At 71.1% G+C, this 26,648-nt stretch carries 26 protein-coding genes; 16 read left to right on the plus strand and 10 right to left on the minus strand.

The genetic code is table 11. The features are described 5' to 3' along the window. Positions 1–66: 66 nt before the first annotated feature. A complete protein-coding gene (locus tag ADL05_RS11130) occupies positions 67–918 on the plus strand; it encodes a hypothetical protein (RefSeq protein ID WP_053616808.1) in 852 nt (283 codons plus the stop codon). A gap of 707 nt (positions 919–1,625) precedes the next feature. Continuing rightward, a complete protein-coding gene (gene bldC, locus ADL05_RS11135; RefSeq protein ID WP_013155387.1) occupies positions 1,626–1,829 on the plus strand; it encodes a developmental transcriptional regulator BldC in 204 nt (67 codons plus the stop codon). Between the two features lie 312 nt (positions 1,830–2,141). Here the strand turns inward: bldC and ADL05_RS11140 are convergent, their stop codons facing one another. Next, positions 2,142–3,482, minus strand: coding sequence for a hypothetical protein (locus tag ADL05_RS11140; protein WP_369800926.1), 1,341 nt, complete (start codon positions 3,480–3,482; stop codon positions 2,142–2,144). 338 nt (positions 3,483–3,820) lie between these two features. After that, positions 3,821–5,023 carry an LPXTG cell wall anchor domain-containing protein gene (locus tag ADL05_RS11145; protein WP_053616810.1) on the minus strand — a complete coding sequence of 401 codons (1,203 nt, stop codon included), beginning with the start codon at positions 5,021–5,023 and terminating at the stop codon, positions 3,821–3,823. 704 nt (positions 5,024–5,727) lie between these two features. On the opposite strand from ADL05_RS11145, the gene ADL05_RS11150 reads away from it, so the two are divergent. From ADL05_RS11150 to ADL05_RS11170, 5 genes are all read left to right on the plus strand, one after another. Then, positions 5,728–6,657 (plus strand): N-acetylmuramoyl-L-alanine amidase, encoded by a 930-nt coding sequence (locus tag ADL05_RS11150; RefSeq protein ID WP_053616811.1) that lies wholly within the window; start codon positions 5,728–5,730, stop codon positions 6,655–6,657. A gap of 79 nt (positions 6,658–6,736) precedes the next feature. Further along, positions 6,737–7,057: a DivIVA domain-containing protein gene (locus tag ADL05_RS11155; RefSeq protein WP_053616812.1), complete on the plus strand. Its 321-nt coding sequence runs from the start codon at positions 6,737–6,739 to the stop codon at positions 7,055–7,057. A gap of 28 nt (positions 7,058–7,085) precedes the next feature. Then, entirely contained in the window at positions 7,086–7,871 is a 786-nt protein-coding gene (locus ADL05_RS11160) for a DivIVA domain-containing protein (protein ID WP_053616813.1), read from the plus strand. Positions 7,872–7,992: 121 nt separating this feature from the next. Next, positions 7,993–8,943: a M48 family metallopeptidase gene (locus ADL05_RS11165; protein ID WP_197285751.1), complete on the plus strand. Its 951-nt coding sequence runs from the start codon at positions 7,993–7,995 to the stop codon at positions 8,941–8,943. A gap of 322 nt (positions 8,944–9,265) precedes the next feature. Next, complete coding sequence (locus tag ADL05_RS11170; protein ID WP_053616814.1) at positions 9,266–9,526, plus strand: DUF6504 family protein; 261 nt, start codon at positions 9,266–9,268, stop codon at positions 9,524–9,526. A gap of 100 nt (positions 9,527–9,626) precedes the next feature. Here the strand turns inward: ADL05_RS11170 and ADL05_RS11175 are convergent, their stop codons facing one another. Both ADL05_RS11175 and ADL05_RS11180 read right to left on the minus strand, forming a co-directional pair. Next, positions 9,627–10,097: an NUDIX domain-containing protein gene (locus ADL05_RS11175; RefSeq protein ID WP_053616815.1), complete on the minus strand. Its 471-nt coding sequence runs from the start codon at positions 10,095–10,097 to the stop codon at positions 9,627–9,629. A 148-nt stretch (positions 10,098–10,245) separates the two neighbouring features. Beyond that, complete coding sequence (locus tag ADL05_RS11180; RefSeq protein ID WP_053616816.1) at positions 10,246–10,836, minus strand: GNAT family N-acetyltransferase; 591 nt, start codon at positions 10,834–10,836, stop codon at positions 10,246–10,248. A 113-nt stretch (positions 10,837–10,949) separates the two neighbouring features. Between ADL05_RS11180 and ADL05_RS11185 the strand changes: the two genes are divergently transcribed. Next, the gene (locus ADL05_RS11185) at positions 10,950–12,188 is read left to right on the plus strand and encodes an ROK family transcriptional regulator (protein WP_231640696.1); all 1,239 of its coding nucleotides are present in this window, start codon (positions 10,950–10,952) and stop codon (positions 12,186–12,188) included. 214 nt (positions 12,189–12,402) lie between these two features. On the opposite strand, the gene ADL05_RS11190 is transcribed toward ADL05_RS11185, so the two are convergent. Next, positions 12,403–15,330, minus strand: a complete 2,928-nt coding sequence (locus ADL05_RS11190; protein ID WP_053616818.1) for a glycoside hydrolase family 3 protein — start codon at positions 15,328–15,330, stop codon at positions 12,403–12,405. 206 nt (positions 15,331–15,536) lie between these two features. Here ADL05_RS11190 and ADL05_RS11195 point away from each other — a divergent pair, with 206 nt between their 5' ends. From ADL05_RS11195 to ADL05_RS11205, 3 genes are read left to right on the plus strand one after another with little or no spacing between them, the layout of a single operon-like run. Further along, complete coding sequence (locus tag ADL05_RS11195) at positions 15,537–17,201, plus strand: extracellular solute-binding protein (RefSeq protein WP_053616819.1); 1,665 nt, start codon at positions 15,537–15,539, stop codon at positions 17,199–17,201. Beyond that, positions 17,194–18,279, plus strand: a complete 1,086-nt coding sequence (locus ADL05_RS11200) for a sugar ABC transporter permease (protein WP_053616820.1) — start codon at positions 17,194–17,196, stop codon at positions 18,277–18,279. The genes ADL05_RS11195 and ADL05_RS11200 overlap by 8 nt, the downstream gene beginning before the upstream one ends. Further along, positions 18,276–19,187, plus strand: coding sequence for a carbohydrate ABC transporter permease (locus ADL05_RS11205; protein ID WP_053616821.1), 912 nt, complete (start codon positions 18,276–18,278; stop codon positions 19,185–19,187). Before ADL05_RS11200 ends, ADL05_RS11205 begins: the two co-directional genes overlap by 4 nt. A gap of 88 nt (positions 19,188–19,275) precedes the next feature. Here ADL05_RS11205 and ADL05_RS11210 read toward each other — a convergent pair whose 3' ends face one another. From ADL05_RS11210 to ADL05_RS11225, 4 genes are all read right to left on the minus strand, one after another. Further along, positions 19,276–19,530: a type II toxin-antitoxin system RelE/ParE family toxin gene (locus tag ADL05_RS11210; RefSeq protein ID WP_053616822.1), complete on the minus strand. Its 255-nt coding sequence runs from the start codon at positions 19,528–19,530 to the stop codon at positions 19,276–19,278. A 41-nt stretch (positions 19,531–19,571) separates the two neighbouring features. Continuing rightward, positions 19,572–19,874, minus strand: a complete 303-nt coding sequence (locus tag ADL05_RS11215; RefSeq protein ID WP_053616823.1) for a type II toxin-antitoxin system Phd/YefM family antitoxin — start codon at positions 19,872–19,874, stop codon at positions 19,572–19,574. 99 nt (positions 19,875–19,973) lie between these two features. Further along, positions 19,974–21,065 (minus strand): acyltransferase, encoded by a 1,092-nt coding sequence (locus ADL05_RS11220; RefSeq protein WP_053616824.1) that lies wholly within the window; start codon positions 21,063–21,065, stop codon positions 19,974–19,976. Positions 21,066–21,208: 143 nt separating this feature from the next. Further along, positions 21,209–21,736 (minus strand): ATP-binding protein, encoded by a 528-nt coding sequence (locus ADL05_RS11225; RefSeq protein WP_053616825.1) that lies wholly within the window; start codon positions 21,734–21,736, stop codon positions 21,209–21,211. Positions 21,737–21,927: 191 nt separating this feature from the next. On the opposite strand from ADL05_RS11225, the gene ADL05_RS11230 reads away from it, so the two are divergent. From ADL05_RS11230 to ADL05_RS11250, 5 genes are all read left to right on the plus strand, one after another. Beyond that, the gene (locus ADL05_RS11230; RefSeq protein ID WP_053616826.1) at positions 21,928–22,740 is read left to right on the plus strand and encodes a helix-turn-helix transcriptional regulator; all 813 of its coding nucleotides are present in this window, start codon (positions 21,928–21,930) and stop codon (positions 22,738–22,740) included. After that, complete coding sequence (locus ADL05_RS11235) at positions 22,737–22,982, plus strand: DUF397 domain-containing protein (protein ID WP_053616827.1); 246 nt, start codon at positions 22,737–22,739, stop codon at positions 22,980–22,982. The genes ADL05_RS11230 and ADL05_RS11235 overlap by 4 nt, the downstream gene beginning before the upstream one ends. 341 nt (positions 22,983–23,323) lie before the next feature. After that, on the plus strand, positions 23,324–23,812 hold the full coding sequence (locus tag ADL05_RS29605; protein ID WP_082376273.1) for a hypothetical protein: 489 nt from the start codon (positions 23,324–23,326) through the stop codon (positions 23,810–23,812). Next, positions 23,809–24,309 carry an ATP-binding protein gene (locus tag ADL05_RS11245; RefSeq protein WP_053616829.1) on the plus strand — a complete coding sequence of 167 codons (501 nt, stop codon included), beginning with the start codon at positions 23,809–23,811 and terminating at the stop codon, positions 24,307–24,309. The genes ADL05_RS29605 and ADL05_RS11245 overlap by 4 nt, the downstream gene beginning before the upstream one ends. A gap of 35 nt (positions 24,310–24,344) precedes the next feature. Then, positions 24,345–25,208, plus strand: coding sequence for a hypothetical protein (locus tag ADL05_RS11250; protein WP_053616830.1), 864 nt, complete (start codon positions 24,345–24,347; stop codon positions 25,206–25,208). 55 nt (positions 25,209–25,263) lie between these two features. Here the strand turns inward: ADL05_RS11250 and ADL05_RS11255 are convergent, their stop codons facing one another. Then, entirely contained in the window at positions 25,264–25,902 is a 639-nt protein-coding gene (locus ADL05_RS11255; protein ID WP_053616831.1) for an NADPH-dependent F420 reductase, read from the minus strand. Positions 25,903–26,648: the final 746 nt, after the last annotated feature.

Genomic DNA, 26,648 nt, shown 5'->3' on the forward strand with positions numbered 1-26,648 from the left:
GGGTGTGGTCCGCGACCGATCCCCGTACGAGGCAGGGGGAATTCGGTGGGTGCCACACACCACGATATGTGCCACGATGCGATCGTGCTGCCCTACACCGCCTACCTTCGCGTCTACCAGCCGATCGACACGTTCCCGGTACGCGACCGTCGGTACTGGGAGGAGTACTCCATGTCCTCGGAGCGGCCGCGGAGGATCAACGCGCTGTCCGCCGAGCACACCGCGAGCCTGCACAGACTCATCGTGACCCCGCCCGTGGTCGCCCCGGAGCAGGAGAGCGGGGACGCCTACCTGCGCCGGGTCAACGAGCGCCTGTACGTGTGCCCGTGGCAGACCAGGCTGCGCTCCTGGCGGGCCTTCACCGAGTTCACCAGCGCCACGCCGGTGTCGGTCGGCGAGGCCTTCGTCCCCGTCGTTGAGGCGGAACGGGTGGAGCGCGACTACGAGGAGTGGAAGGGGGCGGGCGGCCAGGTGCGCCCGGGCATCCTGTCGAGCAACTGGACCATCCCGGTGGCCTGGTTCGTGCCCTTCGAGGAGCGCGAGCGGTGCCTGGTGCTGTCGGCCGGCTCCACCCGGACGCTGCTGTACCTGACGCGGACCTCCATGGCCAGGCGGCGCCTGGAGCACACGGTGGCGGTGCTGCGCGAGCACCTGGGCGCGCACGCGGTGTCGGCCTCGACCGAGCAGCTGGTCGACTGGCTGTCGCTGACCGCGCACCCGAACTCGCTGCTGGAGCTGGACTACGGCGGGCTCCCCCACCTTCTCAGTGACGAGCACCTCAGTGACGACCACTCCGTGGGCGAGGTCTCGGCGGCCGTGGAGGCGCTGGCCAAGGGCGACACCGAGACCGTCACGACGCTGCGCCGGCGCATCACGCGGCGCTGGAGGTCGGTGCGCGCCCTGGAGCACGCCAACTGAGGGTCATGGGTTGCCCAGGATTTCGCGGACACCACGGGGGCGGCTGTCGAGGAAAATCCACGCGGCCGGGGGTGCGCCACGCCGTGTCCCAACCTGGTACACCAGGTTTCTTCGGGTTCGTCGCCGGACTTTCCGCACGTGACAACGGTGCGAGTCCGGACGCGTGCGGTGGACGACATCAAGCAGCGTGAAACTGGGCATAACGCCCGATAGGGATCAGCTTAGACTGTAGTCGACCGATCACGTACCGCACTCTGCGTCACCACGAAAACCCTTGCCACGCCGGGGATCCGCGTGGCTCCGCCCGCCACCCGGGACCGGCGGGACCCCCGCCCGCCATCCCGCCCCTCCTCCGCCCACACCACGTCCGACCAGGGGTGCCACCGCCGACGCCCGCCCTCGGGGGAGGGGTTTCGGTCAAGCTCACGTAGCACTTCGGACTCTCCGCATCGAGAAAAACGAGGCCGGAGAACGAAGTTTTGACCGAATACGCCACATGCCACTAAACGTGTCGCTAGAATCACTTAGCGTGACGCGGCCACGGGCGGCTTTCTTTGGCCTCCCACGTGCAAAGTTGCTTGGAGTGGTCGCACAATCACCTCGGGTGATGCCAATATAGACCTAGAGGAAATATTGGACATCCGGGTCAAGTGCCAGGATGAAGGCTCAAGGATCGGCACACAGATCCAGGAGGAGAGGCCGTACACATGTCAACTCGCACGCCCGAGGCGGAGCCCCTGTTGACCCCCGCCGAGGTTGCCACCATGTTCCGCGTGGACCCCAAGACCGTGACACGCTGGGCCAAGGCGGGCAAGCTGACCTCGATCCGCACCTTGGGCGGACACCGTCGCTACCGCGAGACTGAGGTCCGCGCCCTGCTGGCCGGAATCCCCAGCCAGCGTACGGAGTGATCTCCCCGGTCTGTGCCGATTCCGGGGGGAACGGCCGGACGTACTCCGGCTGAGGTATCGAAGTACGGGCGGCGCGAGGCCGGGCGGAGAGGCCCGGGTGAGAGTCGGCCGGAGCAGTGCGAGGGCGGGTCTTCCGAGAACGAAGACCCGCCCTGTGCGTTCACTCCCGGTCACCGTCCGATCGACGGAGCGCACACGCGACCCCCGGTGACGCGGGCCCGGTCCCACAGGGGCCGGGCCCGCGTCCATGCTCCGGGCCCGTGTGCCTGCGAGCCCCACGCCCTCCGCCGCACGACGAGGTGCGACGTTCAGCTAGTCCTCGATCTGGTCGTCCAGGGCGGTGGTGCGCTTGCGGGCGAGGAAGGTCGCGGCCGCGCCGCCGCCGACCGCCACCACGGCCGCGGTCACCAGGGCCGCCAGCGAGCTTCCGGTCGTCGCGAGCCGGCCGTCGGTCGCGGCCGGTGCGGAGGTCGGGGTCGGGGTCGGGTCGTCGTCCCGGTCCGTGGGGTCGGGCGTTCCCACGGCGTCCCCGAAGGTGGAGCCCAGTGCCCAGGCGTCGGCGAAGTCCACGCTGAGCACGTCCTCCTCGTCCTCGCCGACCTGGATCCACACGGTCAGCGCGGTGCGTACGCCCTGACCGGCCCAGTCCTCGTCGTCATCGTCGAAGGCCGCCTCCGTGGCCGCGAACCGTACGCTGACGGGCACGGTCCGCAGGACCTCGCCCTCCTCGTCCAGGACCTCCAGGGTGTCGTCCACGGCGACGCCCTCGTCGTCCACGGGCCCCACCGGGGCCCCGAACGCCGTCAGGTCGCCGTGCTGGAGCGAGGCCTCCGTCGTACCGTCGAAATCGGCCGCGGCGGCGCCGGTCACGTCGGAGAGCGTGAACTCGACCGTGTTGTCGGTCCCGGACATGGTCCGGGAGTCGTCCTCGTCCAGCACGACGACGTCCTCGTCGTCGGTGCTCCGGGCGCCGGTTCCGTCGTCGCCCGCGGCGCCGGCCTCCTCGCTCGGGGAGGAGCCGGGCGGGGCCGACTCCGCGGAGGGCGCGGAGGAGGGTTCCCGCAGGGTCTCGTCCTCCGGGACCTCGGGCTCCGGTCCGCTCTCCTCGGCGATGACGGGGCCGTCGGCGTCGCCACCGGTCCCGTCATCGGTGCCGGGGGCGGTCTCACGCCCGGGCCCGGTGTCGGTCTCGGCCTCGCTCTCGGGCCCCGAGGCCGTGACCGGCGGGGAGCTCTCCCGCGGGGTGGGGCTCGCGGACGGCCGCGCCGCGCCGTCCGGGAGGTCGAGCAGGCCGAGGTCAGCGAGATCGTGCACGCCGAGCCGGACGGTCGCCGTGTCCACCGTCGACCGGGCGCTCGCGCCGTCGCCGTCGACAGCGGTGCTGCTCCGGCCGCGGACGTCGGCGTAGTCGGCCAGCGGCCCGAAGAGGTCCTCGGCCGGGATGTTCTCCTCGGTGTCCCCGCCGAAGCCGATGACGGTGGAGTAGCCGGTGACCAGGTCGCCGTCGGCGACCCAGGCCTGGGCGTGGCCCCACACCAGCGGGGTCGCGGACGCGGTCGCGGGCGCCGCGGACACGGCGCCGAGCGCGCCCAGGGCCACGAACAGGGCGCCTCCGGAGAGGAGGCGGCGGGCGGACAGTCTGTGGGGGGTCACCACTTCGCTCCTGTTGCGTCTGGGGGATGGCCCGGTCGGCGTGTTCCCGCCGTGCGCGGTGGCCGCGGGACGGGAGGGTTCTCCTCCCGGCGCGGCCGTCCGGACCGTCGGGGTACCGAAGCGCCCCACGGCGAGCCTAGTCCGTGGGCCACCGCGCGGGAAGCGGTCCGTTCGGGGTCCTCGGACCGGGATCCCGCGTCTACTAGGGCCTAACGCGGCCCCCACCCCCGGGAGTTCCGGGTCCCGCCCGCGGAGACGGAAAAGGTCCCCGGACGCGAAGAGGCCCCGGGGAACACGTCCCCGGGGCCGCGTCAGGCCGTCAGGCCCTCAGCTCGGACTCAGCCCTCGCCGTTCTCCTCGGCGGTGGCGGCGGTCTTCTTGCGACGGGCCAGGTAGGCGGCGGCGCCACCGCCGACGGCGATCGCCGCGCCGGCACCGATCAGGCCGATGACCGGGGAACCGGTCTGGGGCAGGGGCTCGACCGACTTGGGCGCGGGCTCCTCCTCTTCCGGCTCCTCGTCACGGGCCGGCGGCTTCTGCTCGTCGCCGTCACCGGGCTCCTCGCCACCGGGGTTCCCGCCACCGGGCTCGCCGTCCTCGACGGTGGCCACGGCCGCGGCGGTGGTGCCGAGGTAGTAGGTGACCTGGGCCTCCTCGACGGTGAACGTCACGTAGAGGTCGGTGACACCGTCGTTCCAGGTGACGCCGTCGTCCTCGGCGGACTCCACGTAGTGGACCGGGTAGACCGACGCGCCGCCGGTGGAGGTGCCGTGGTTCAGCGAGTAGTCGACGTCACCGTCCCAGGACTGGGTGGTGGTGACGCTGGCGCCGCTGACGGTGATGTCGGCGACCACGTCGTCACTGGCGCTGACGGTCTCGGAGTTCTCCTCGTCGAGCGTGACGACCTCGGGGGAGGCCTCCTCGGACGCGTTGTCCGTGGTCGGAGCCTCGGTCTGCTGCGGCTCCTCGGTCTCGCCGCCCTCGGTGCCGCCCTCGGTGCCGTCGCCCTCGGCGTCACCCTCACCCTCGGTGTCGCCCTCGGTGTCGTCACCCTCGGCGTCGGTGTCGGTGTCGGTGTCGTCACCCTCGGCGTCACCGTCGGTGTCGCCCTCGCCGTCGGTCGGGGCGTCGGACTCCGCCGGGCTCTCGCCCTCGGTCTCGTCGTCCTCGTCGTCCTCGGTGGGCTCCGGGGCCTCCTCTTCGGGAAGGTCGTCGAAGCACTCCTGCGTGAGCTGGATGCTCGCGCTGTTGATCACCGTGGTGGCGGTCACGCCGCCGGCGTCGACCGTCGCGGTGGTCTCGGCGTCGAGGGAGAAGCAGTCGTCCACCTGGACGACGCCGCCGGTCGTGCCGGAGGCGGAACCCGACTGGGTCACGTCGGTCATGGCCTCGGCCGCTCCGCCCGTGGCGGTCGCGTAGCCCCAGCCGTAGGTGGTGTCGGCGGCGGCCGGCATGGCGGCGGCGAGGCTGAGCGCACCGAAGGCGGCGAAGGTGGCGCCGCCCTGCACGATGCGGCGCGCGGAAAGGGGACTGATCTTCAAGGTCATCCTCATTCGGATCAATCCAGCCCGTGGTAGTCGGGCTGGCCTGGCCGCACTCCATGTCCTCGGGAGCGGGGGATCCGCGAGGTCCGGAGCAGCTGGCCCAGGGGCTGGTAGGGGGATGACAGGCGCCGTGGCGGGCCTCTGCCAACCGGAAGCGAGGACGCACCAGTCCCAGGACAGTGGGACCCGTCAACCAAGAGTGGGACCGCGTCCCGCTTCCGAAAAGAACCCTAACCGCAAAACAAAGTCCGTATCATCCGAAATGTGATGACAAATAGGTAACACTGATGGAATGGATCACCCTGCGCAACCGGACCATTCCCGACTCGATTTTCTTCACCGCCCTGTCAACCTCGGCGCACGACGCGCGTCCCCGCGATGAGCGTGAGTGTCGGCGAAGAAGGCCGTCCGCCGCGTCGCAGGTCAGCCGCCCACCGAGGGACGACCCCGCTCATCCGGGGCCGTCTCTCCGCGGCGCCGCCTTCGGCACGCCTTTCGCGGATCATGCCCATCACGTGTCGGCATCGGATCGTCGTCAATGGCCGCGCTCGTCGGCCACCACACCGCACCGTCCGCGGAATTCCGTCGAAATTCACACCGTTCGGCGTCAACCGACACGCCCCCCGAGGCGTCCCGCATCCGGTCCGGACCCCCGGCCGCGCGGGGCGGACGCGGTCGCGGTGAGGGGCTAGGTTGTGGGCATGCCCGCCTCCGTACCGGCAGGGCCCCGGAGCCGTGCCGTCCGCGCCCTGTCACTCGTCGCTCTGACCACGACCGTCCTGTTCGCCACCGCGTGCGCGAGCGGGTCCGGTGCCGCGCCCGAGGACGACCCCACCGCGGCGATCCCCCTGCCCGGCCCCGAGGACGGCGGCGCGGGCACCGGCGCCGGCCCCGGCACCTCCGACAGCGCAGACGACGCCGCCCGACCGTCCGACGGCCCGGGAGCCGGCGACGGCGCCGCGGACGGCCCGCTCGGCACACGGGTGGTCCTCATCGACCCCGGCCACAACGGCGGCAACGCCGAGGCCCCGGACGAGATCAACGCGATGGTCTCCGCCGGCCCCGAGCGCAAGGCCTGCGACACCGTGGGCGCCGAGAGCGGGGACGGCTATCCCGAGCACGAGTTCAACTGGGACCTGGCCCTGCTGGTCAAGGAGCGGCTGGAGGCCGACGGCGCCACGGTGGTCCTCACCCGTGACGACAACGAGAGCGTCGGTCCCTGTATCGACGAACGCGCCGCGATCGGCAACGAGACCGAGGCCGACGCCGCGCTGTCCATCCACGCCGACGGCGCCCCCGCGTCGGGCCGCGGCTTCCACGTGATCGCCCCCGGCGAGGTCGACGGGTTCACCGAGGACATCGTGGAGCCCTCGCGGCTGCTCGCCGAGGACCTGCGGCGCGAGTACCGGGAGGGCTCCGGCATCCCCTACGCCGACTACCTCGACGGCGACGGCCTCGACGAGCGCACCGACCTGGGCGGTCTCAACCTGTCGACCGTGCCCAAGGTGTTCCTGGAGGCGGGGAACATGCGCAACGAGGAGGACGCCGCGCTGCTGTCCGATCCCGCGTGGCAGGAGGAGGCGGCCGACGCGATCGCGCGCGGACTGGCCGTCTACCTCATGCGCGAGTGAGCCGGGCACGGACGACCGCTCCCGGCCACAACCGCCGCCATCCCTGGCGACCCCGGGGGCTCTCGGCCATAATGCCTGCATGAACTCCCCCGTACCCGTGCGCGCCCCCGCGTTCGACGTGGTCCTGCGCGGTGTCGACCGCCGCCAGGTCGACGATCTCGTGGACCGCGCCAACGTCACCCTGGCCACGCTGACCGGTGTCCCCGCCTTCACCGACGCCGCCCTTCCGGTCCCCGGCTTCCCGGAGCGCCGGCAGCCGGCGCCGATCAGTGCCGCCGACCTGCGGGCCGCCTCGCTGGACGTCGCGCTACGGGGGTACGACAGGAACCAGGTCGGCGACGTGCTCAACGACCTCGCCGACCGGATCACCGAAGCCGAATCACGCGGTGGCCGGGGATGACCCCCCGGGCAACCGCGTGAACTGCACAATGGGGACCATGCCTCTGACACCGGCGGACATCCGCAACAAGAAGTTCCACACGGTGCGTCTGCGCCCGGGTTACAACGAGGAGGACGTCGACGCCCTGCTCGACCGGATAGAGGCGACGCTCGTCGCCCTGGAGGGCGGGCCCCGCCGCGGTCCCCTGCTCACGGCCGACGACGTGCGCAACTCCAGATTCCGGACCACGAGGCTCAGCCCGGGGTACCGGGAGGACGAGGTGGACGACTTCCTCGACATCGTGGTCGCCGACCTGGTCGGACGCGGGCTCGGACGACCCGCGAACCCGCCGCTGCCGGGTCGGCCCGGCTCGCCCGGTCCGGGGCAGGGCGCCCCGATGGGGCAGGGCGGCCCGATGGGCCGGGGTGGAACGATGGGGCCCGGGGGTCCGATGGGTCCGATGGGTCCCGGGGGTCCCGGGGGTCCCGGAGGCCCGCCGGGGGCTCCGCACCCTCCGACCGGCCCGCAGAGTGCCGGGGCGCCGCCCCAGGGCCGGCCGCCGATGACTCCGCGGGACATCCGGGAGCAGCAGTTCGCCACCACGCGTCTGACCACGGGCTACAACGAGCAGGAGGTCGACGACTTCCTGGACCGGGCCGAGTTCACGCTCGACGTCCTGCTCCAGGGACGGCCGGAGCGGGCGACGCTGTCCGCCGCCGAGGTGGAGCGGGTGCAGTTCGCCACGACCCGGGCCCGCCCGGGATACGACCCCGCGCAGGTGGACCGGTTCCTGGACGTGCTCGCGGAGGAGCTGCGGCGCTACGAGGAGCACTGAGGCACGCACCCTGACACGCCGTCGCCTGACAACACCATCCCAAGGGAAGCGGAACGTAATATTCAGCTACAGAGTGTAGCCGAATCGCCATGAGCGCGACCGCGACCCGAGGGGAGGCACGATGTCACACGCGATACCCCCGCAGGGCCACGGCGCCTGTTCGACCCATGGGGCGCACGTCTGCTCCGCGACGTCCGGCAGGGGGACGCACGCGCACGGCGGGCCGGGACCGCGGATCCGGCACGGGCACACCGACCCGCCGCGCTCCCTGGACGGCGACGAGGAACTCCTCCCGGCGCCCGCGCACCCGTGGGAGGCGCCGCTGCTGGTCGTGTGCGCGGTGGTGAACCTGTTCGCGGTCGCCGCGCTCGCGTACGCGGTGTGGTCGGTGTCGGGCTCGCCCTGGTGGACCGTCGGCGCGGTGGCGGCGGTGCCCGTGGGGCTCTGGGCGGCCCGCGGGCTGCGCTACGCCCGCCAGCGCGCGGAGTCGGTGAAGATCTCGCCCACCCAGTTCCCGGAGGCCTACCGGATGGTGGCGTCCCTGTCCGTCGGCATGGGCCTGAACCGGGTGCCGGAGGCGTACGTGCGGGCGGGCGGCGAGCGCTGGGCGGCACGGACGGATGCCGGGGGGCACAGGCTGCACCGGTACCTCGTGCTACCGAACGACCTGTTCGAGGTCGGCGAGCGGCTGCGCGACCCGGACGCCGTCGCGTTCCTGATCGCCCACCAGCTCGGCCACGTCGCCGCCGGGCACACCGGGTTCTGGCGCTGTCTGGCGACCCTGGGCGCCCACCTGGTGCCGGGTCTGGGCGCGGCCCTGTCCCGGACCATGGAGTACACGGCGGACAACCACGCCTTCACGCACTGCCCGCAGGGTGTGCACGCGGTCCGGCTGCACGCGGGGGGCAAGCACCTGTACGCGCGGATCAACATGGGCGAGATGGCCGACCGCGCGCGCACCGACCGGGGGCTGTCGCTGCTGGTGTACCACCTGCTGAGCCGGCGTCCGAGCAACACCCGCCGGATGGCGGCCCTCCGCGACCGCGCCCGCCGGGGCCGGGTGTTCCTGTAGCCCCGTACGTGGGGACCGCGCGGGGTCGGCGGGGGCTCGCGGGTTCTGACGGGGCCGCGCCTGGTGACCGTGCGAAGGTTCGCGCGGAGTCGCACGGGTTGGGCCCGGGTGGGCAGGGTGTTCGCGGGATCTCGCACGGGCCGCTCGTCCCCTGTCCCGTCTGAGCGCTCTGATCGGGGCGGGAGCGACGGACCGGAACCACTGCGGGGACACGCCGGTGCGGGACCCGTGGGCCCGTGGGGACCGGCTCTAGGGTGTGGGAACCCCGCCGGACCGCGAGGGGACTTGACGAGGTCGAACACCTGTTCGATAAACTGTGCGAGTGAGTCTCCTGAACGAACAGATCGACGTCCGCTCCACCCACGGTGGGAACCCCGCCCAGTTCACCTGGCGCGGCCACACGTTCCGGGTCCGCAGGGTCATCGGCGACTGGCCGGCGCGCGCCGAGTCGCCCGGCGCCCCCGCGACCCAGGTCCACCTGCTCCGTGTCTCGGCGGAGTCGGAGGCTGGGCACCCCAGCATCATCGACATCACCAGGGACGCCGCGTCCGACACCTGGACCATGCGGCGCCAGTGGCAGTGACCGGCCACCCGCCGGTCCGCTCCACGCCCGTCCGGCCCGCGCGGCCCACCGCGCGGGCCCTGTTGTCCCCTGTGCGGGGCCCGGCCCCACCGGGGAACCGTCACATGACGAAGTAGGGCTCGACGCGGTTCTCGCGGGCGTGGCGGATGCGCTCCAGGATGCGGTGGGGCATCTCCGGCAGGTCGTCGGGGGCGAACCACCGCGCGTCGAGCGACTCGTCGCCGACCGGGCCCGGACTGCCGCCCACGGCGCGGCACCGGAACGCCAGGTCGAGCATCTGCACGCGGTCCCCGTTGGGATAGGTGAAGGGTTCCGCGGCCACCACGCTGACCAGGCGCTCCACCTCGGCCTTCACGCCGGTCTCCTCCCACACCTCGCGCACCACGGCCTGCGCGGGCTGCTCGCCCGGCTCCAGGATCCCGCCCGGCGTGCACCATCGGCCGTCGTCGGTGCGCTCGTGCAGCAGGACGTGGCCGTCGTCGTTCAACACGACGCCCGTCACCCCGACGAGGGGCAGCGGGTCGTGGCCGATGCGGCGGCGGAGTTCGAGGACGAAGTCTGGAACCGGCATGCCCTGAAGGCTAGTGCGTGTTCGACGGGGCCCCAACGCCGCGCGACGCCCCCGAACACTCCCTCGCTCACCCGGCGCCGGGGCCGTACGGAACCCGGAGGTCCGATCCCGCGTCCATGCCAGGGAGCGGGCACGGCGCCGCTCCCGCTCAGGCTCCTGCGCGGCGCTCCGCACGGTGCCGGGCGTGCTCCTCGGCCAGGACCGACATCAGGACCGTGTCGTGCCACTCGCCGTCCCAGCGCAGGTGAGCGCGCCACACCCCCTCGCGCACGAAGCCCGACCTGGCGTAGGACCTCTGGGCGCCGACGTTGAACGCGAACACCTGGAGGGCGATCCGGTGCAGCCCCGCCGTGTCGAACGCGTAGTCGAGGACGAGGTCGGTCGCCTCCGTGCCGTACCCCCGGCCGGTCAGCGCCATGTTCCGCAACGAGATCCGGTAGTCGGCCGCCGCGTTCTCCGGATCGAGGTCGACGAGCGCGCACTCCCCCACCACCGTGCCGCCCTCGCGTTCGACGATCGCCCAGTCGGCGCGGTCGTGCTGGTCCGGACGCGTCGCGAACCACTCGTGCAGGACCTCCGCGGTGAACCGCTGGTGCGTGCCGGTGAGCCTGCGCACGACCGGGTCCATGGCGACGTAGCCGTCGACGAGGGCCGCGCCGTTCTCCCCGTCGAGGGGTTCCAGACGGACTCGGCCGCCGGTCAGCACGGGCTGTTCGCGGAACACGTCGGGAGGAACCATGGCTCGGGATCCAACCAGGCGCCCGGTCGCGCGGGCAACCGGTTTTCCATGCGCCCTGTACGATCCGGGCACAGCGCCCGGTGCGCCTCGGCGGGGAGGAAAGAGGGGGAACCGTGTCGACGGGTTCGGTGAGTTTCCAGACGGTCCGGGAGACCAACCTGGGCGTGGTGCTCCGTACGGTGCGCGCCATGGCGCCCTGTTCACGCGCCGCGGTCGCCTCGGCGACGGGGCTGAACAAGACGACCGTCTCCAGCCTGGTCTCCGACCTGATCTCCCGAGGACTGGTCCGCGAGACCGGAGTGACCCCCGAGCACCGGGTGGGCCGCCCCGGCGTGATGCTGGACCTGGACGACTCCTCGATGACGGCGATCGGCGTGGAGGTGAACGTCGACTACCTGTCGGTGGTCGCCGTCGACCTCCTCACCCACGACCTCCTCACCAGGCACGTCCCCTTCGACGCCCGCTCCGCCGGCCCCGACGAGTGCGTCCGGCAGATCGCCGCCACGGTGCGGGAGACCATGGACGGCCCCGAGCTGAGCGGGCGGACGGTCGTCGGGGTGAGCCTGGCCGTGCCGGGCCTCATCGACACCGCGACCGGGACGGTCAGACGCGCGCCCAACCTCGGCTGGGTCGAGGTGCCGCTCCGCGACCTCGTCCGCGCCCTGCTGCCCGCCCCCGGCCTGCCCGTGCAGGTGGACAACGACGCCAACCTCGGCGCGCTGGCCGAGTACCTCACCGGATCCTTCGCCCGGACCCCCGACCTGGTGTACCTGACGGGTGAGGTCGGTATCGGCGCGGGCCTGGTGACCGGCGGCGAGCTCCTGCGCGGAGCCGGCGGCTTCGCCGGGGAGATCGGCCACGTGCCGCTGACCGAGGAGGGCCCCGCGTGCGCGTGCGGGCGGCGCGGCTGCCTGGAGGCCCTGGCCGGGATCGACCCGATCCTGCGCGAGGCCGTGCCCGACCGTGTGCCGGACCGCGTCCTCTCCGCCAGCGACATCACCGCGCTCGTGGCCGTCGCGGTCGAGCGCGCCACGGCGGGTGACGCCACCGCCGTGGACGCGTTCGAGCGGGCCGGGACGTGGCTGGGCCGGGGCGTGGCGATGCTGGCCAACGTGGTCAACCCCCGTGTGGTCGTCCTCGGCGGCTACTTCGTGCCGATGGGGCCGTGGCTGCTGCCGAACTGCCGGGCGACGGCGTCGGCGAACGTCTTCGCGCCCGACGCGGGCGGCAGCCGCGTGGAGCTGTCGTCCCTGGGGCTCAGCGCGGCCGCCCGGGGCGGGGCGGCGGCGATGGTCCACGCGCTCGACGCCGGACTGCTGCCCCTGCCCGCGCCCCGGGTCCACGCCGGCTGAGCCCTCTCGGAGGCCCCGGCCCCGGCCGAACGCGAACGGCTCCGCCGACCCGCCCCCGTGTGCGCACGGCCACGGACGACCACGATCGCTGCTACCGTCCCGCCCGGCCGGGCCGGGGTTCCCGCCCCGGCTGACCACGATCCGCTCCGGCCCCGTGCCGACGGCCGCTCAGCACCGCTGACCCCGGTCGGCCCCGCCCGACCGGGGCGGCCCCTCAGCCCCGGTCGAAAGCGAACGACTCCACCGCCGGGCCCCCGTCCCCGCCCTCGAAGACCAGGTAGATGTCGCGGACACCGCTCGCTCCCTCGACCGGGGCCTCGACCTCGGTGAAGGCGAACCGGTCGTCGCGGGCGGGCACGGCGAACACCGCCGCCACCGGCCCCTTCTCCGGGTCGTCCAGGCGCAGCCGCACCACGCCCTCCCGGTCGGCGTTGACCACGATCCGGCCCTCCGCGGCCCCCTCCCCCAGGTCCACCCCGTGGAAGCCCGCCCACGCGGTGTCCGCGGCGGCGCGCACGGCGTCCCCGCGCTCGCGCGTGACCGGGCACAGGCGGACGCCGTGGGCGTCGTCGTATCCCGCGGCCTCCCAGGCGCGGCCGAAGGCGTCGCGCGGCGGGATCGCCTCGCCCGGCACCTCCAGCGGCGCCGTCGCGCGGATGTCACCGGCCGACCGGCCGACGAGCACCTCGCGCGGCGCGTCCTCCACGGCGAACCGGTCGCGGGTGGTGTCCCACAGCGCCAGGTCGTCGACGTCGAACCCGACCACGGCCGTCCGCGAGGCGCCCGGCTCCACCGTCAGCCGCGCGAAGCCCCGCAGTGCCCGCAGGGGCACCCGCACCCGCGACTCCAGCTGGCGGGTGTACACCTGCACGACCTCCTCGGCCGTCCGCGTCCCGCGGTTGGCGACCTCGACCTCCACCGTCACCCGGCCGCCGTCCACCCGGACCGACGGCTCCCCGTACTCGACGGGGGTGTAGCCGAGTCCGTGCCCGAAGGGGTACAGCGGGCCGCCCTCGAAGTACAGGTACGTGCCGCGCGCGGTGATGACGTCGTAGTCGAGCAGGTCGGGCAGGTCGTCCGTCGACCGGTACCAGGTCTGGGTGAGCCGCCCGGCGGGCTCGGCGTCGCCGAACAGCACGTCGGCCAGGGCGTGCCCGTACTCCTGTCCGCCGTGCGCGGACCACAGGACGGCGGGCACGTGCTCGTCGGCCCACGTCACGGCGAACGGGTAGCCGCTGCTCAGCACCAGGACCGTGGCGGGGTTGGCCCCGCGCACGGCCCGCAGGACCCGCTCCTGGGCCTCGGGCAGGTCGAGGTCGGCGCGGTCCTCGGTCTCGCGGCCGTTCACCATCGGGTGGTCGCCCGCGACCACGACGGCGACGTCGGCGGTGGAGGCGACACGGGCGGCCTCCAGGGCGCCCGAGCCGAGCCCGTCCACGAGGAAGGGGGTCGCCTCGTCGGGGTCCCCGGTCAGCCGCAGGACCAGGTCGTCGCCGACCCCGACGCGGCGTCCGGAGTGGACCTGGACCAGGACCGTGTGGCCCGCCGCGTCCTCCTCCATCCGGAAGGTCTGGCGGACCTCCCACGTGCCGGGGCCGGGGGCGTCGCAGACCAGGGTGCCGTCCGGCCCCTCATTCACGTACCTCCCCGTCTCGACGGAGCGCAGGGCGTGGGCGCCGCCGCCCCAGTCCAGGAGGTCGAACGCGGCGCCGGGCGTGCGGGCGCGCACGGCCGCGCCGTCCTCGTGCAGCCCCTGCGCCCCGGTGCTCACCAGGCGCAGCGGCTCGCCGTCCGCCGGGGCGACGACCGCCCCGTGGCCGTAGGTGGCCAGCGTGATGCGGTCGGCGCCCTCGCAGAACACGGTCCGCACACGTGCGGCGATGCCCTCGCGCGCGGTCACCTTGTAGGGCAGGGTCCCGCTGTACCAGTCCTCCAGCAGGGTGTCGCCGAGCTGGCCGATGACCGCCACGCTGCGCACGTCCCGCAGCGGCAGGAGGCCGTCGTTGCGCAGCAGCGTGATCGACCGCGTGGCCGCCTCGCGGGCCAGCGCGCGGTGCTCGGGCGTGTCGACGGCCCCGCTCGCGACGGACGACGGCTCGGCATCGGACCCCGGCTCGCCGCCGCTCGCGACGGACGACGGCTCGGCATCGGACCCCGGCTCGTCCCCGCTCGCGACGGACGACGGCTCGGCGTCGAACTCGCCGAGTCGGGCCCGCACGGACAGCGCGTGGCGGACGGCCAGGTCGATGTCGGCCTCCGCCAGCAGACCCCGGCGCAGCGCCTCCCGCACGTGCCCGAGGGTCGCCTCGGTCCGCTCGTCGTCCTGGGTGAAGCTGTCGAGCCCGGCGCGGATGGCGTGCGCGTAGGCCGTCGGCAGGTCGGGGTGGAAGTGCTGGAGTTCCACGAGGTTGGCGGGCGCGTAGGCGTCGCTCACCACGAGCAGGTCGTCGGGCGCGGCCTCCCGCAGGACCTCGTTGATCAGCGGGCTCAGGTGCGCGGGCCTGCCGTTGACGAGGTTGTAGGACGGCATGACCGCCACCGCCGCCCCGTCGCGCAGGGCGGGCAGGAAGGCGGGCAGCTCGTACTCGTGCAGGACCCTCGGCGGCAGGTCGCTGGAGGTCGTGCACCGATCGGTCTCGTTGTTGTAGCCGAGGAAGTGCTTGAGGGTGGGCGCGGTGCGCAGGCGCGGCCCGTCCCCGGCCAGGCCGCGGGCGTAGGCGGTGGCGATGAGCCCGGTGAGCCACGGGTCCTCCGAGTAGCCCTCCTCGTTGCGCCCCCACCGGGGGTCGCGCAGCGGGTTGACGACCGGCGCCCAGACGTTGCGGCCCGCTCCCTTGGGGTCGCGTGCGTGGAAGGCCAGGGTCTCGTCGGCGGTGGCCGCGCCGACCCGGCGGACCAGGTCGGGGTCCCAGGTGGCGGCGAGTCCGACGGCCTGCGGATAGACGGTGGCGGGGCCGAGCCAGGCCAGGCCGTGCAGGGCCTCGGTCCCGGTGCGGAAGGCGCCGAGGCCGAGTCGTTCGACCGGCGCCTGGTGCTGGTGCAGCAGTCCGATCTTCTCGTCGAGGGTGAGGTCCTTCAGGAGCTCGCGTACGCGCTGCTCGTCCTGGGGGTCCCGGGAGTCCGGGGCGACCGGGTGGGCCATGGGGGGTGTCCGTCTCTGGGTCGATGCGCCGACGCCTCGCCGAATCGAAATCGAAACGCTTCGACTTCGAGCCCGACGAGACCTTGTGTGCTAGTTCACAGTGCAGTAATTTGTTTGTCCAAACGGCCAACTAATTCATAGCAAAATGGCCCTTCGATTCCTACCCCCGTGGGCCCCGCGGCCTGATCGACCGAAGGAACGACGCTATGCCCCCCACTCCCCGTAGACCAGCGCCGACCCGCCGCCGCTTCCTCGGCCTGATGGGCGCCTCCACCACCGCCGCGTTCGCCGCCGGAGCGCTCGGCGCGTGCAGCTCCGGCTCCAGCGCCGGCGGGGGCGGCGGCTCCGCCTCGGCCGCCACCTCGCTGGACGACCTGATCCCCACGTACATCCCCTTCGACGGCGTCGCCCCCGACATCGAGGGCCTGCACGGCGCGCCCAGCGGCTTCACCTCCTACCCGGACACGTTCGTCCAGGCGCTGCCCAACCCGCCGGGCAGCGGCGGCCACTACACCGCCATGACCCCGCTGTGGGGCCCGGTGCCGCCCGGCCTGGGCAACAACTCCTTCTTCGACTACGTCAACGAGCGGATCGGGACGACGGTCGAGTTCAACTTCCAGGACGGCGACACGGTCATCGACAAGATGAACGCGGTCATCGCCGGACGCGACGTCGCCGACATCACCATGTTCCCGGACTGGACGATCAACCTGATCCCCCAGTTCAACCGGGCCGTCGGCGAACTGTTCGAGGACCTGACCCCCCACCTCGCCGGCGACGCCGCCAGTGCCTACCCCCTCCTGGCCAACCTGGAGAGCGACGCCTGGCGCTGGAACGTCTTCAACGAGAAGCTCATGGGCGTCCCGTGGCCGGCCGAGCCCTTCGGCAACTGGGTGCTCATGCGCCAGGACATCCTGGACGAACTCGGGATCGACCCGCCCACCTCGCCCGACGACCTGTTCGCGATCGGCGAGGAGGTCAACGACCCCGACAACAACCGGTGGGCGTTCGGCGACTTCAACCTGAGCATGCGCCAGGTCTTCGGCGCCCCCAGGCTGTGGCGCTACGAGAACGGCGAGCTCATCCACATGTTCGAGACGGAGGAATGGCGCGCGAGCATCGAGTTCATGCGCCGCATCTACGACGCCGGGCTCATGCACCCCGACGTGGTCGCCAAGGCGGACAACTCCAAGGAACTGCTCAACTCGGGGCAGATCGTCTTCAACCAGGACGGACTGGGCGCCTGGAACGAGGCGTACGCGCAGATGCTCGGCGAGAACGCCGACTTCCGCCTGGACCTCATGCCGGTCTTCGGCCAGGGCGGCAACGACCCGGTCATGCACAAGTCCGACCCCTCGGGCCAGTCGGTGTTCGTCCGCAAGGGCATGGACCCGGCGCAGGTCGAGGAGATCCTCGGCGTGCTGAACTTCTGCGCCGCCCCGTTCGGAACCCGGGAGTACATGGACTACCGGTACGGCGAGGAGGGCGTGCACCACGAGCGCAACGACGACGGCGCGCCCGAGCTGACCGACCTGGGCAACTCCGAGGTCAACGACGGCTACTACTTCATCAGCGGGCGGCCCCCGGCGATCACCGAGAGCCAGTACCCGGACTTCGTCCAGTGGAAGACCGACTGGTACAACCACGCCGCCCAGTACGCGGAGGAGGACCCGTTCGCGGGCATCCGCATCCAGCGGCCCGAGCGGTTCTCCGCCGCCGAGACGCCGATGACCGACAAGGTCGAGGACATCATCCGCGGGCGCGAGGACCTGAGCCAGCTGGACCAGGCCATCTCGGACTGGCGGCGCGACGGCGGTGACGAGGGCCGCGAGTTCTACATGGGCGTCCTCCAGGAGCACGGCCGTGACTGACCGGGCCGACTCCTCCGGCGGCACCACGGCACCGCCTGCCCCCCGCTCCGCCGCCCCGGCCACCGGTTCCGGTGGCCGGGGCGGCCCGGACGGGGGGCGCGGGGGCCGCGGGGACCGCACCCCGCGCCTTCCCGGCCGCCGGGGCACCGGCGCGCCCCGCCCGCGGCGCCGGTCCCTGCGGTCGCGGCTGCGCCGTGACTGGCAGCTGCTACTGATGACGCTGCCCGCCATCGCCCTGCTCGCGGTCTTCCACTACACGCCCACCCTCGGCAACATCATCGCCTTCCAGGACTACAACCCCTGGGACGGCGTGATCGGCAGCCCGTGGGTGGGGTTCAGCCAGTTCGAGCGCCTGTTCACCGACGCCCGGTTCTGGAGCGCGGCAGGCAACACCCTGATGATCGCCGCGATCCAGCTGGTGTTCTTCTTCCCGATCCCCATCGGACTGGCGATCCTGCTCGACAGCGTCCTCTCACCCCGGATGCGGCTGCTCCTCCAGAGCATCGTGTACATGCCGCACTTCTTCTCCTGGGTGCTGGTCGTGACCCTGTTCCAGCAGATCCTCGGCGGTGCCGGGCTCTTCTCCCAGATACTGCGGCAGAACGGGTACGCGCCCCTGGACGTGATGACCAACCCGGACGCGTTCCTGTTCGTGGTCACCTCCCAGATGATCTGGAAGGACGCCGGATGGGGGACGATCATCTTCCTCGCGGCGCTGGCGGCCATCAACCAGAACCTCTACGAGTCCGCGGCGGTGGACGGCGCCGGGCGGTGGCGGCGGATGTGGCACATCACCCTGCCGGGGCTGCGGCCGGTCATCATCCTGCTGCTGATCCTCAAGCTCGGCGACATCCTCAACGTCGGATTCGAGCAGTTCTACCTGCAACGGGACGCGTTCGGCGCGAACGTGTCGGAGGTCCTGGACACGTTCATCTACCACCAGACGCTCGTGACGGGGAACTTCAGCGCGGGAGCGGTCGCGGGCCTGGTCAAGGGCATCGTCGGACTGATCCTCATCGTGTTGGCCAACAAACTGGCCCACAGGATGGGCGAGAACGGAATCTACAGACGCTCATGAGCACACTGTTCGCCGACCGCCCCGTGTGGGCGGAGCGCCCCAGCCTTCCGGCACGCGCCGCGAAGAACACAACGTTGGCGGCCATCGCGGTCGTCATCATCTTCCCGCTGTACATCGTCGTCCTGACCAGCCTGTCGCCGGCCTCGGCGGTCAACAGCGCGGGCGGCCTGGTCCTGGTGCCGCAGGGCATCTCCTTCCAGGCCTACGCCGACCTGTTCAGCGGCGGCGTGGTCACGCGGGCGGTCCTGGTCAGCCTGGGCGTGACGGCCGTGGGCACGGCCGTCAGCCTGGCGGCGACCATCCTGGCCGCCTACGGGCTGTCCCAGACGGGATCGCTGTGGCACCGGCCGCTGCTGTTCGCGGTGCTGCTGACGTTCCTGTTCGCGCCGGGGATGATCCCGCTGTACCTGCTGGTCAGCAACGTGGGCCTGATCGACAGCTACTGGTCGCTGATCCTGCCGACCGCCGTGAACGCGTTCAACCTCGTGGTCATGCGGGCGTTCTTCATGAACCTGCCGGGCGAGATCAGCGACAGCGCCCGGGTGGACGGCGCGAGCGAGTGGACGATCCTCACCCGCCTGGTGCTGCCGATGTCCAAGGGCGTCACCGCGGTCATCGGGCTGTTCTACGCGGTGGGCTACTGGAACGCCTTCTTCAACGCCATCCTCTACATCAACGACAACTCCAAGTGGCCGCTCCAGCTGATCCTGCGCCAGTACGTGCAGCAGGGGCAGCAGCTCAGCTCGAACTCGGTGATCGGCGACGCGGTCCAGGGCACCGCGTCGGCGCCGAACCTGGCCATCCAGATGGCCATCGTGGTGGTGGCGCTGGTGCCGGTCACGTTCGTCTATCCGCTGGTGCAGAAGCACTTCACCAAGGGCGTCATCATCGGCGCCGTCAAGGGCTGACGGTATGCGTGCGGGCGGCCGAAGGGCCGCCCGCCCCGCCCGCCCCGCCGGAACCTCCGTCGCGGCGGGACACCTGTCAGTGCCCTGATCACAGGCCCTGCTGGTGGATGTCCTTGCGATCGCCCACGGTGATCACCCAGACCCACACGATCGGTTGGCCGTCATCGTCCTTGTCCAGGGTGTAGACCGCCCGACAGTTCCCGACACGGAGTCGCCAGCGGCCCTGGTGACCGGTCAGGGGCTTGATGTCGAAGCCACTGGTGTCACCGTCGTCGAGCGCCTGCCGGAGTTCGGACCAGCGGCGCAGGATCCTGACCGCCTCGTTCCGGGGAATGCCGCGCATCCCGCGTTGGGCAGCCGGAGTGAATCGGGTGATGTGCCGAGTCACTCCTCCCCCTGAGCGAGTTCACGAGCCATCTCCTCCAGGGAGACGGCCCCGTTCCGCCCCTCTTCCTCGGCCTCGTCCGCGAGGCGGTTGAGCCACGCGTCCTCAGCCACGTGCTCCGCTTCCAGCAGGCGGCGGTAGTCGTCGGCATCCAGAAGGACGGGCGTGGTTCTGCCTCGTTGGGTCATGAAGGTCGGCGTGTGATCGTGACGCGCGCGGTCGATGGTGTCGGCGAGGTGCCGTCGAACTTCGGACATGGCGGTCACCGGCTCGTTCATACGACCAATGTGCTGGATGTACATCTGTTGATGCTCGGAACCCGGGAAAGACGCGGAGTCATCTGGGTCTGACGGCCGCCCCGGTCGCGCCCCAGGGGCCGGGGCCCGGGCTGGTGGGCGGGGTCAGACCGTCGCACGCAGCAGGGGGACCCTGCGCATGACGGCGACCAGGAGCAGGCTGACGGCGGCGGTCGCGATCGCGTACCCGCCCGCCGCGGCCACCGCCAGGACGCCGTCGGGCGTCCCACCGATGTCGCGCAGCGTGTTGAGCACCATGACGTGCACGAGGTAGACACCGAGGCTCAGTCCGGACAGCGTCGCCACGGTCCTGCCCACCGGACCCGCACCGGGCTCCCCGCGCACCAGGCGCGAACCCGCGGCGCGCAGCAGCACGAACGCCCCCGCGGACGCGAGGACGACCGTCGGGGACAGGAAGCCGTACACGTACTCGGCGCCCTCGCCCCACTCCCCCGCAGCCATGGCCGCCGCCCACGCTCCCGCCGCGGTGGCGGTCGTGCCCAGGACGAAGGCGGCGAAGCCGTAGCGCACGCTGCGGGGCCCGGGGCCGCTGTTCAGCATCAGCCACCCCAGCAGGTAGTAGCCCAGGAACGGCAGGAACCGCGTCGCGGCGGTCACCCCGCCTACTCCGTCGACCAGTCGCAGCGCCTGGTCGGCGGCGCCCAGGGCCAGTGTCAGCCCGGCGAACCACCAGAGGCCGGTGCGCGGGGTGTGGGCCACCACCGTGCGCAGGAACGGGGTGAGGAGGTAGAGGCCTGCGATGACATAGAGGAAGTACAGGTGGATCGAGGGCGATCCCGACGCGGCCTGAGCGGCGGCGGTGGAGGCGCCGATGCCGTCGCGCCACTGCTGCCAGACCAGGTAGGCGATGGTCCACACGACCAGGGGCACTCCGATCCGGGCCCACCGCCTGCGGTAGAACTCTCCGGCGTCCTCCTCCCGTGGACGCAGCAGCAGACCGCCGCTGATCATCACGAACACCGGCACGCACCAGCGCAGCGCGGAGTCCACGACGTGCGCGGCCCACCAGGCCGGACCGCCGAGATCGGCGTGGATCGTGCTCACCAACGGGGAGAACGCGTGCACGAGCACGACGGCCGCCATGGCGGCGACCCGGGCGAACTCGATCCACGTCGTCGGGACGGGTGTGGGCGGCGCCGCGACCGGGCGGTCCGAGGGGGGCACGTCGACTCGCATCCCCTATCGATACCACTTCGTTATGTACCGGCTCAAGTCGAACCGTAGTGGGCCGGTGGCCGCGCGTGCGCGTCCGGCCGGGGCGCGGGGCCTCCCACGTGCCGGTTTCGACGGCCGTCCGCCCCCCGGGAACCGACAACGGTCTAGGGAGCGACGGTTCCCGGGGGCGCGGAGTCCCGTTCGAGGAGGGCACGGACGGTGAGGGGGCCGCCCGCCGTTCCGGACCAGTCCCAGTAGGCGGCGAGGGCATCGAGCATGCGGAGCCCGTACCCGCCGACCATGAGGGGTTCGTGGCGGTCCTCGATGCGGGGCACCGGGATCGTCGGGCCGGGCCGGGGGCCGTTGTCGGTGACGGTCAGGACGTAGGCGAAGGGACGGCGTTCGACCACGACCGTCGTGGTGCCGCCGGGGTCACCGGAACGCGTGTGGCGCTGGGCGTTGGTGACGAGTTCGCTGACGGCGGTGATCAGGGCGAAGGACGCGCTGTCGGTGTCCCGGGCGATGCGGTCGGCCCACCGGCGGGCGAGGCCGACGTGGTGCGGGTCCGGGCCGAGCACGATGCCGTGCTTGCCGGGCGAGGGGAGGTTCAGCCGCCAGGGCGGCGGGATCGCCGATCGACGGGGAGCGGGAATCCCTTCCGGAGCGGAACCGGGAAAGGTACGTTCGTTCATGTTCGTGCCTGGTGTACTCGAAGTGACGGGTGCGAGCCACGGTCCGGGGCTGCGGTTTCAGCCGCCGGGCCTCTTGCTCTGACGACCACCGTGTCACCGGAATGCGCTCACGTTCCACTGATCGGCTTGGACAGCGGAATTACTCCGTAGCCACTGTTGGCGACCGATACGAACCTGATAGGTATCGGTACATGGTGGATGTCGTGGACCCGGTGGCTCGAAAATTCGGCGCGGAAGTGCGCAGGCTGCGTGAACACGCGGGCCTTTCGCAGACGAAGCTCGCGAGACTGCTACCGGCATCACAGGCGTCGGTGAGTGATCTCGAACTGGGAAAGACTCGCGCCAAAAAGGACACCGCAGAACGAATCGACGCCGTCCTTAACAGTGACGGGCGTGTGGTCGCGGCGTGGGAGGCCCAATACGAGGTCTACGAGCCGCCGGACTGGTACCGCAAGCTGCCGATCGTCGAGCCTCAGGCCACGCAGATCCAGCAGTACCAGCCGCTGCTCATCTCCGGCCTTCTTCAGACGCGCGACTACATGCACGCTTCGATCCGTGCGAGCAACCGAACGGTTCCGCAGTCGGTCATCGACGTGAAGGTCAATGAGCGAACCGAGCGCCAAGCCAGGTTACGAGGTGACGAACCTCCCTTCCTCTCCGTCGTCCTTGACGAGACTGCGCTCTACCGGCGACTCGGTAGCGCTGCCATCATGGGGGCGCAACTTGAGTACCTATGCGAGGTTTCGACGTGGAGCCGAGTGGAGGTTCTGATCATCCCCGCCAACACCTGGGATCATCCAGGGTTGGACAACGGATTCACGCTGCTGAGAGTGCCGGACGCAGGGATGCTCCTCTACACGGAGGCACGAGCAGCCGGGGGCGTCATCGTAGACACCGATGTCGTCAACGAGCACATCTCGCTGATGGGGGACCTTCGAGGCTTCGCCCTCCCCCCGGATCAGTCACGGGGACTGATCAAGAAAGCACAAGGAGAAGTCGAATGATCACCGTAGGAACGTGGCAGAAGAGCAGCTACAGCAAGGGCGAGACCAACTGCGTCGAGGCCCTGGTGACCACGCCCTCATGGCACAAGTCCAGCTACAGCAAAGCTGAGACCAACTGCGTGGAGGTCGCCGAGGGTGTCGCCACGGCGGTGCGGGACACCCAGAACCGCGAGCTCGGGCACCTGGCGTTCGGTGCCGCCGAGTGGACCGCGCTCGTGGACTCCCTCAAACAGCACCCCTAGAAGCCCCCACGAACCACCTGTGGCCGCGAGCGACTCCGCTCGCGGCCACACCCATTTTCGTACACCGGGCGACCAGAACGCAGCTCCAAACCCGCTTAATTCGGACCAATCATCACCATTGCCATTTACCCGAATCCAGCACCAAGACATCCCCTGATCAGGGAAAACACAGCGACTCGAACACTCCAGAAAAACTACCAACCGGTAGCGCGCACTTTCGCTTCGAACATGCCCTAATCTTCATGGCAAACACAACAGAACAAGCGGAGGCCCCGCGACGCTAGCTTGCGCCCGAGGCCGTGGCCAGCAATTTCACACCTTTAACGCAAAGGATTGCCGACATGGCTCAGTTTAGCCCTGCCGTCCTCAGCTATGCCATCGCCCTCCTCCGGGCCCTCCTCACTCCCGCGCGCGGGCGCCACTCCGTCGCCGCCCGCCGACGCCGCTCCACCAGGGTCCGCCGCTACGCACCCGTTCCCGCGCAGGCCAGCGCCCCACCGGCACCTCGCCCCTCTCCCCGCCTGGCCCCTCCTCGCGAACGCATCCCGGCCGAAGACGTCGCCCTCGTGCGCGGCTACTACCGGGCCTTCGAGAACGAACGCGACCTCGCCCGTGTCCAGGCCCAGGCCCGTGCACGCCTCGACCGCTGGGCCTCCACGCCCTCGCGCTCGTCGTCGCTTCCGGTCGCGTCTCCGACGCCTTCCGGGGACCTCCTCGCGCCCGTGCCCGTAGCCGTGCCCCGTCCCCGGGCCTCGGCCGACGACCTCTCCGAACTCCGCCGAGTCACCCGTGTCTGGATCGAGCAGCAGCGCACGGCGGTGGCCGTATGACGTACGCACCCACCGAGGAGGCACGCCCGGTCGTCTTCTGGGAACACCGCACCTACCCCGGCCACCTGTCCGAACTCAGGCGGGTCCGCGCCGACCTCGCCACCGACCTGGCGGGATTCGACGCCGACCTGGTCGACACCCTCCAACTCGTCACCAGCGAACTGCTGGCCAACTGCGTCAAGTACACCGACTCCGGTAGCGAAGGAGGCGAGGTCATCCGGGCCCTGTCCATGCCCGACCCGTGCACGGTGCGCGTCTCGCTCAGCGACTTCGGCGGTGGAGGAACCACCCCGCTCATCCCGGCCCGCCGATCGGCCGACGAATGGAACTGGGCCGAGGGCCAGCGGGGGTTGCTTCTGGTCGAGAACCTGTCCACAGCCTGGGGACACTTCCGCCTCGCACCCTGGGCCGACGTCGGCACCCACGTCTGGGCCACCTTCGCGGTCGCCCCCGACCGAACACCGTCCGGCCTGCGCCCCTACGTCTTCACCCGCTGACCGATCAGCATCCGCCCTCGACAGACTGGACCCCTTTGCCCACCCGCGACCACGAGATCCCGCTGCGGATCATCCAGAACCAACCCGCCATGGTGCCCATCCTGCTCAAAGAGGCTCTGGGCATCGACGTCCCCTGGCATACCGAGGCCGTCAACACGAGCCCAGTAATGACCAACTGCGACCCAAAGGAACTCAACAGCGACGGCGCGGTCCTGCTGCGTGACGACGGCAGGAACGTTCTGGCGATCGTGGTCGAACGCCAGAACGGCCGCGACTACGACAAGCGCTACAGCTGGCCCGCCTACCTCACCACACTGCGGCTAAGGCTCGAATGCCCCGCAATACTCATGGTCCTGTGCCCGGACGAGGCCATCGCCCGCTGGTGCGCCACCCCGATTTCCATCGGACACCCGGGATTCGACCTGACACCTCTCACGATCGGCCCGTCCGAGATGCCGGTGATCGTGATCCCGGCCCGGGCGCGAGCGGCCCCCGAGGTCTCGGTCTTCTCGACCCGTGTCCATGGAAACACCGAGCCGCGCACGTTGAAGGCGTTCGTGGAAGCGCTGGACGCCACCTCCGAGCAGCACCGCCTGTTTTACTATGACTACGTCCTGGCCGGTCTCAACGAGGCCGCCCGGAAGGAGCTGGAGGGCTTGATGTCCGTGGAAACCTACGAATGGCAGAGTGACTTCGCCAAGAAGTATGTCGGGATGGGCCGCGAAGAGGGCCGCGCGGCTGAGGCGGCCCGGAACGTGATCGCGGTGCTCCAGGCACGCGGGTTCGCTGTCTCCGACGAAGAGCGGTCCAGGATCACCAGCTGCACCGACTTGGCGACCCTGGAGAAGTGGGTGCCAAAGGCCGTCACCGTCGAGCGGCCCGCAGACCTCTTCGACTGAACATTCGACCCGCGCCGACCGGTCCCGGGCGCTTCCCCGGGCCGGTTCGGTCGGATCAGGGCAGGATCTTGACCGCGCTGGACCACCCCAGGCCGAGCCGGTCCTGCATGGTCATCACCAGGAACTGGAACGCCTCCAGCTCCCGTGCCCGACGCAGCGCGCCGGCGTCCAGGGGCCGAAGACCGCCGTCGCGTACGAGTTCGGCAACCGTGTCCTTCGCGCCGTCGTCGTCGGAGGCGAGGAACACGTCGAGTGGTCGGCCGTCCACCTCACCGGCCACGAGTGTGCTCGCGAAGGTCGTGTTGAACGCCTTGACCAGGCGAGCCCCAGGGTTCTCGGCGGCGATCTCCTCGGCCGCGGAGACCCCGGGCGGCACGACGAGGGAGTCGAAGGTCGTGAAGTCCACGGGGTTGGAGATGTCCACCACCACCGGATGCGTCTGCGGAAGCTGTTGGATCACCTCGCGCCCGGCCGGGTAGGGCACGGCCATAACGACCACGGCCGCACCCGTGGCGCCCTCATCGAGCGACGAGCCCCCTGACACCGTGCCTCCGGTGTCGTCCGAGAGCTCCATGGCCAGGTTCTCGGCCTTGGCCGCCGTCCTGTCGACCAGGCGCACCTGGTGTCCCCCTGCCAGTGCCCGGGTCGCGATGCCACGAGCCATGTTCCCGGCGCCAACGATCGTGACGATCATCGTCCCCCCTCGGGTTCGCTGTGCTGCCTGCCCGCCTCCAGCTTCCAGCCGGGGAGGCCGTGCGAGCGGATCTGACGCGCGGGACGCCCGGACCTTGGCCCACGGATGACCGAGCGCAGGCGTGCGCCGGGCCCGCGATCGACCGGCGCTCGATACTCGATCTCGCGACACACAAAAATCTCCAGTGGCGAGAGTAGACATCCGTCGGGGGTACTGCTAGATTTCCTGTCGTAGCCACAGAGATCAACCGCAGGGCCACCGGATACGCCGGTGGAGAGCAGGACCGGTTTCCCGCCAGCACGGGGGACGCCGGAGCAGGAAAGAAGGACGCGGTAAGGCTCGACCGGCGTGCATCGCAGTACGACGTCGGGAGCCGGTAGCACCGCAAAGCAGGACCGGTTTTCCGCTCACACAGGGAAGACCGCAGCAGGACCGGCATCCCGCCAACACGGGGGATACCGCAGCAGTAGAGAAGGACCGGCATCTCGCTCTCACAGGAGACGCCGGAGCAGTAAGTAGGACCGGTTTCCCGCCAGGTCGGGGGATACCGGAGCAGCAAAGAAGGATGCGGTAGGGCTCGACCGGCGTGCATGGCAGTACGACGTCGGGAGCCGGTAGCACCGCAAGCAGGACCGATATCCCGCCAGCACGGGGGACATCGGAGCAGGAAGGAAGGACCGGCATCTCGCTCTCACAGGAGACGCCGGAGCAGTATGCAGGACCGGTTTTCCGCTCACACAGGGAAG

The organism is Nocardiopsis sp. NRRL B-16309 (genome assembly GCF_001279585.1).
Lineage (GTDB): Bacteria > Actinomycetota > Actinomycetes > Streptosporangiales > Streptosporangiaceae > Nocardiopsis.

Bases quoted from the DNA above. Each gene is read 5' to 3' on its own strand.
- ADL05_RS11130 (WP_053616808.1), top strand. From the start codon at position 67: ATGTGCCACGATGCGATCGTGCTGCCCTACACCGCCTACCTTCGCGTC.
- bldC (WP_013155387.1), top strand. From the start codon at position 1,626: ATGTCAACTCGCACGCCCGAGGCGGAGCCCCTGTTGACCCCCGCCGAG.
- ADL05_RS11150 (WP_053616811.1), top strand. From the start codon at position 5,728: ATGCCCGCCTCCGTACCGGCAGGGCCCCGGAGCCGTGCCGTCCGCGCC.
- ADL05_RS11155 (WP_053616812.1), top strand. From the start codon at position 6,737: ATGAACTCCCCCGTACCCGTGCGCGCCCCCGCGTTCGACGTGGTCCTG.
- ADL05_RS11160 (WP_053616813.1), top strand. From the start codon at position 7,086: ATGGGGACCATGCCTCTGACACCGGCGGACATCCGCAACAAGAAGTTC.
- ADL05_RS11165 (WP_197285751.1), top strand. From the start codon at position 7,993: ATGTCACACGCGATACCCCCGCAGGGCCACGGCGCCTGTTCGACCCAT.
- ADL05_RS11175 (WP_053616815.1), bottom strand. From the start codon at position 10,097: ATGCCGGTTCCAGACTTCGTCCTCGAACTCCGCCGCCGCATCGGCCAC.
- ADL05_RS11180 (WP_053616816.1), bottom strand. From the start codon at position 10,836: ATGGTTCCTCCCGACGTGTTCCGCGAACAGCCCGTGCTGACCGGCGGC.
- ADL05_RS11190 (WP_053616818.1), bottom strand. From the start codon at position 15,330: ATGGCCCACCCGGTCGCCCCGGACTCCCGGGACCCCCAGGACGAGCAG.
- ADL05_RS11195 (WP_053616819.1), top strand. From the start codon at position 15,537: ATGCCCCCCACTCCCCGTAGACCAGCGCCGACCCGCCGCCGCTTCCTC.
- ADL05_RS11205 (WP_053616821.1), top strand. From the start codon at position 18,276: ATGAGCACACTGTTCGCCGACCGCCCCGTGTGGGCGGAGCGCCCCAGC.
- ADL05_RS11210 (WP_053616822.1), bottom strand. From the start codon at position 19,530: ATGCGCGGCATTCCCCGGAACGAGGCGGTCAGGATCCTGCGCCGCTGG.
- ADL05_RS11215 (WP_053616823.1), bottom strand. From the start codon at position 19,874: ATGTACATCCAGCACATTGGTCGTATGAACGAGCCGGTGACCGCCATG.
- ADL05_RS11220 (WP_053616824.1), bottom strand. From the start codon at position 21,065: ATGCGAGTCGACGTGCCCCCCTCGGACCGCCCGGTCGCGGCGCCGCCC.
- ADL05_RS11225 (WP_053616825.1), bottom strand. From the start codon at position 21,736: ATGAACGAACGTACCTTTCCCGGTTCCGCTCCGGAAGGGATTCCCGCT.
- ADL05_RS11230 (WP_053616826.1), top strand. From the start codon at position 21,928: ATGGTGGATGTCGTGGACCCGGTGGCTCGAAAATTCGGCGCGGAAGTG.
- ADL05_RS11235 (WP_053616827.1), top strand. From the start codon at position 22,737: ATGATCACCGTAGGAACGTGGCAGAAGAGCAGCTACAGCAAGGGCGAG.
- ADL05_RS29605 (WP_082376273.1), top strand. From the start codon at position 23,324: ATGGCTCAGTTTAGCCCTGCCGTCCTCAGCTATGCCATCGCCCTCCTC.
- ADL05_RS11245 (WP_053616829.1), top strand. From the start codon at position 23,809: ATGACGTACGCACCCACCGAGGAGGCACGCCCGGTCGTCTTCTGGGAA.
- ADL05_RS11255 (WP_053616831.1), bottom strand. From the start codon at position 25,902: ATGATCGTCACGATCGTTGGCGCCGGGAACATGGCTCGTGGCATCGCG.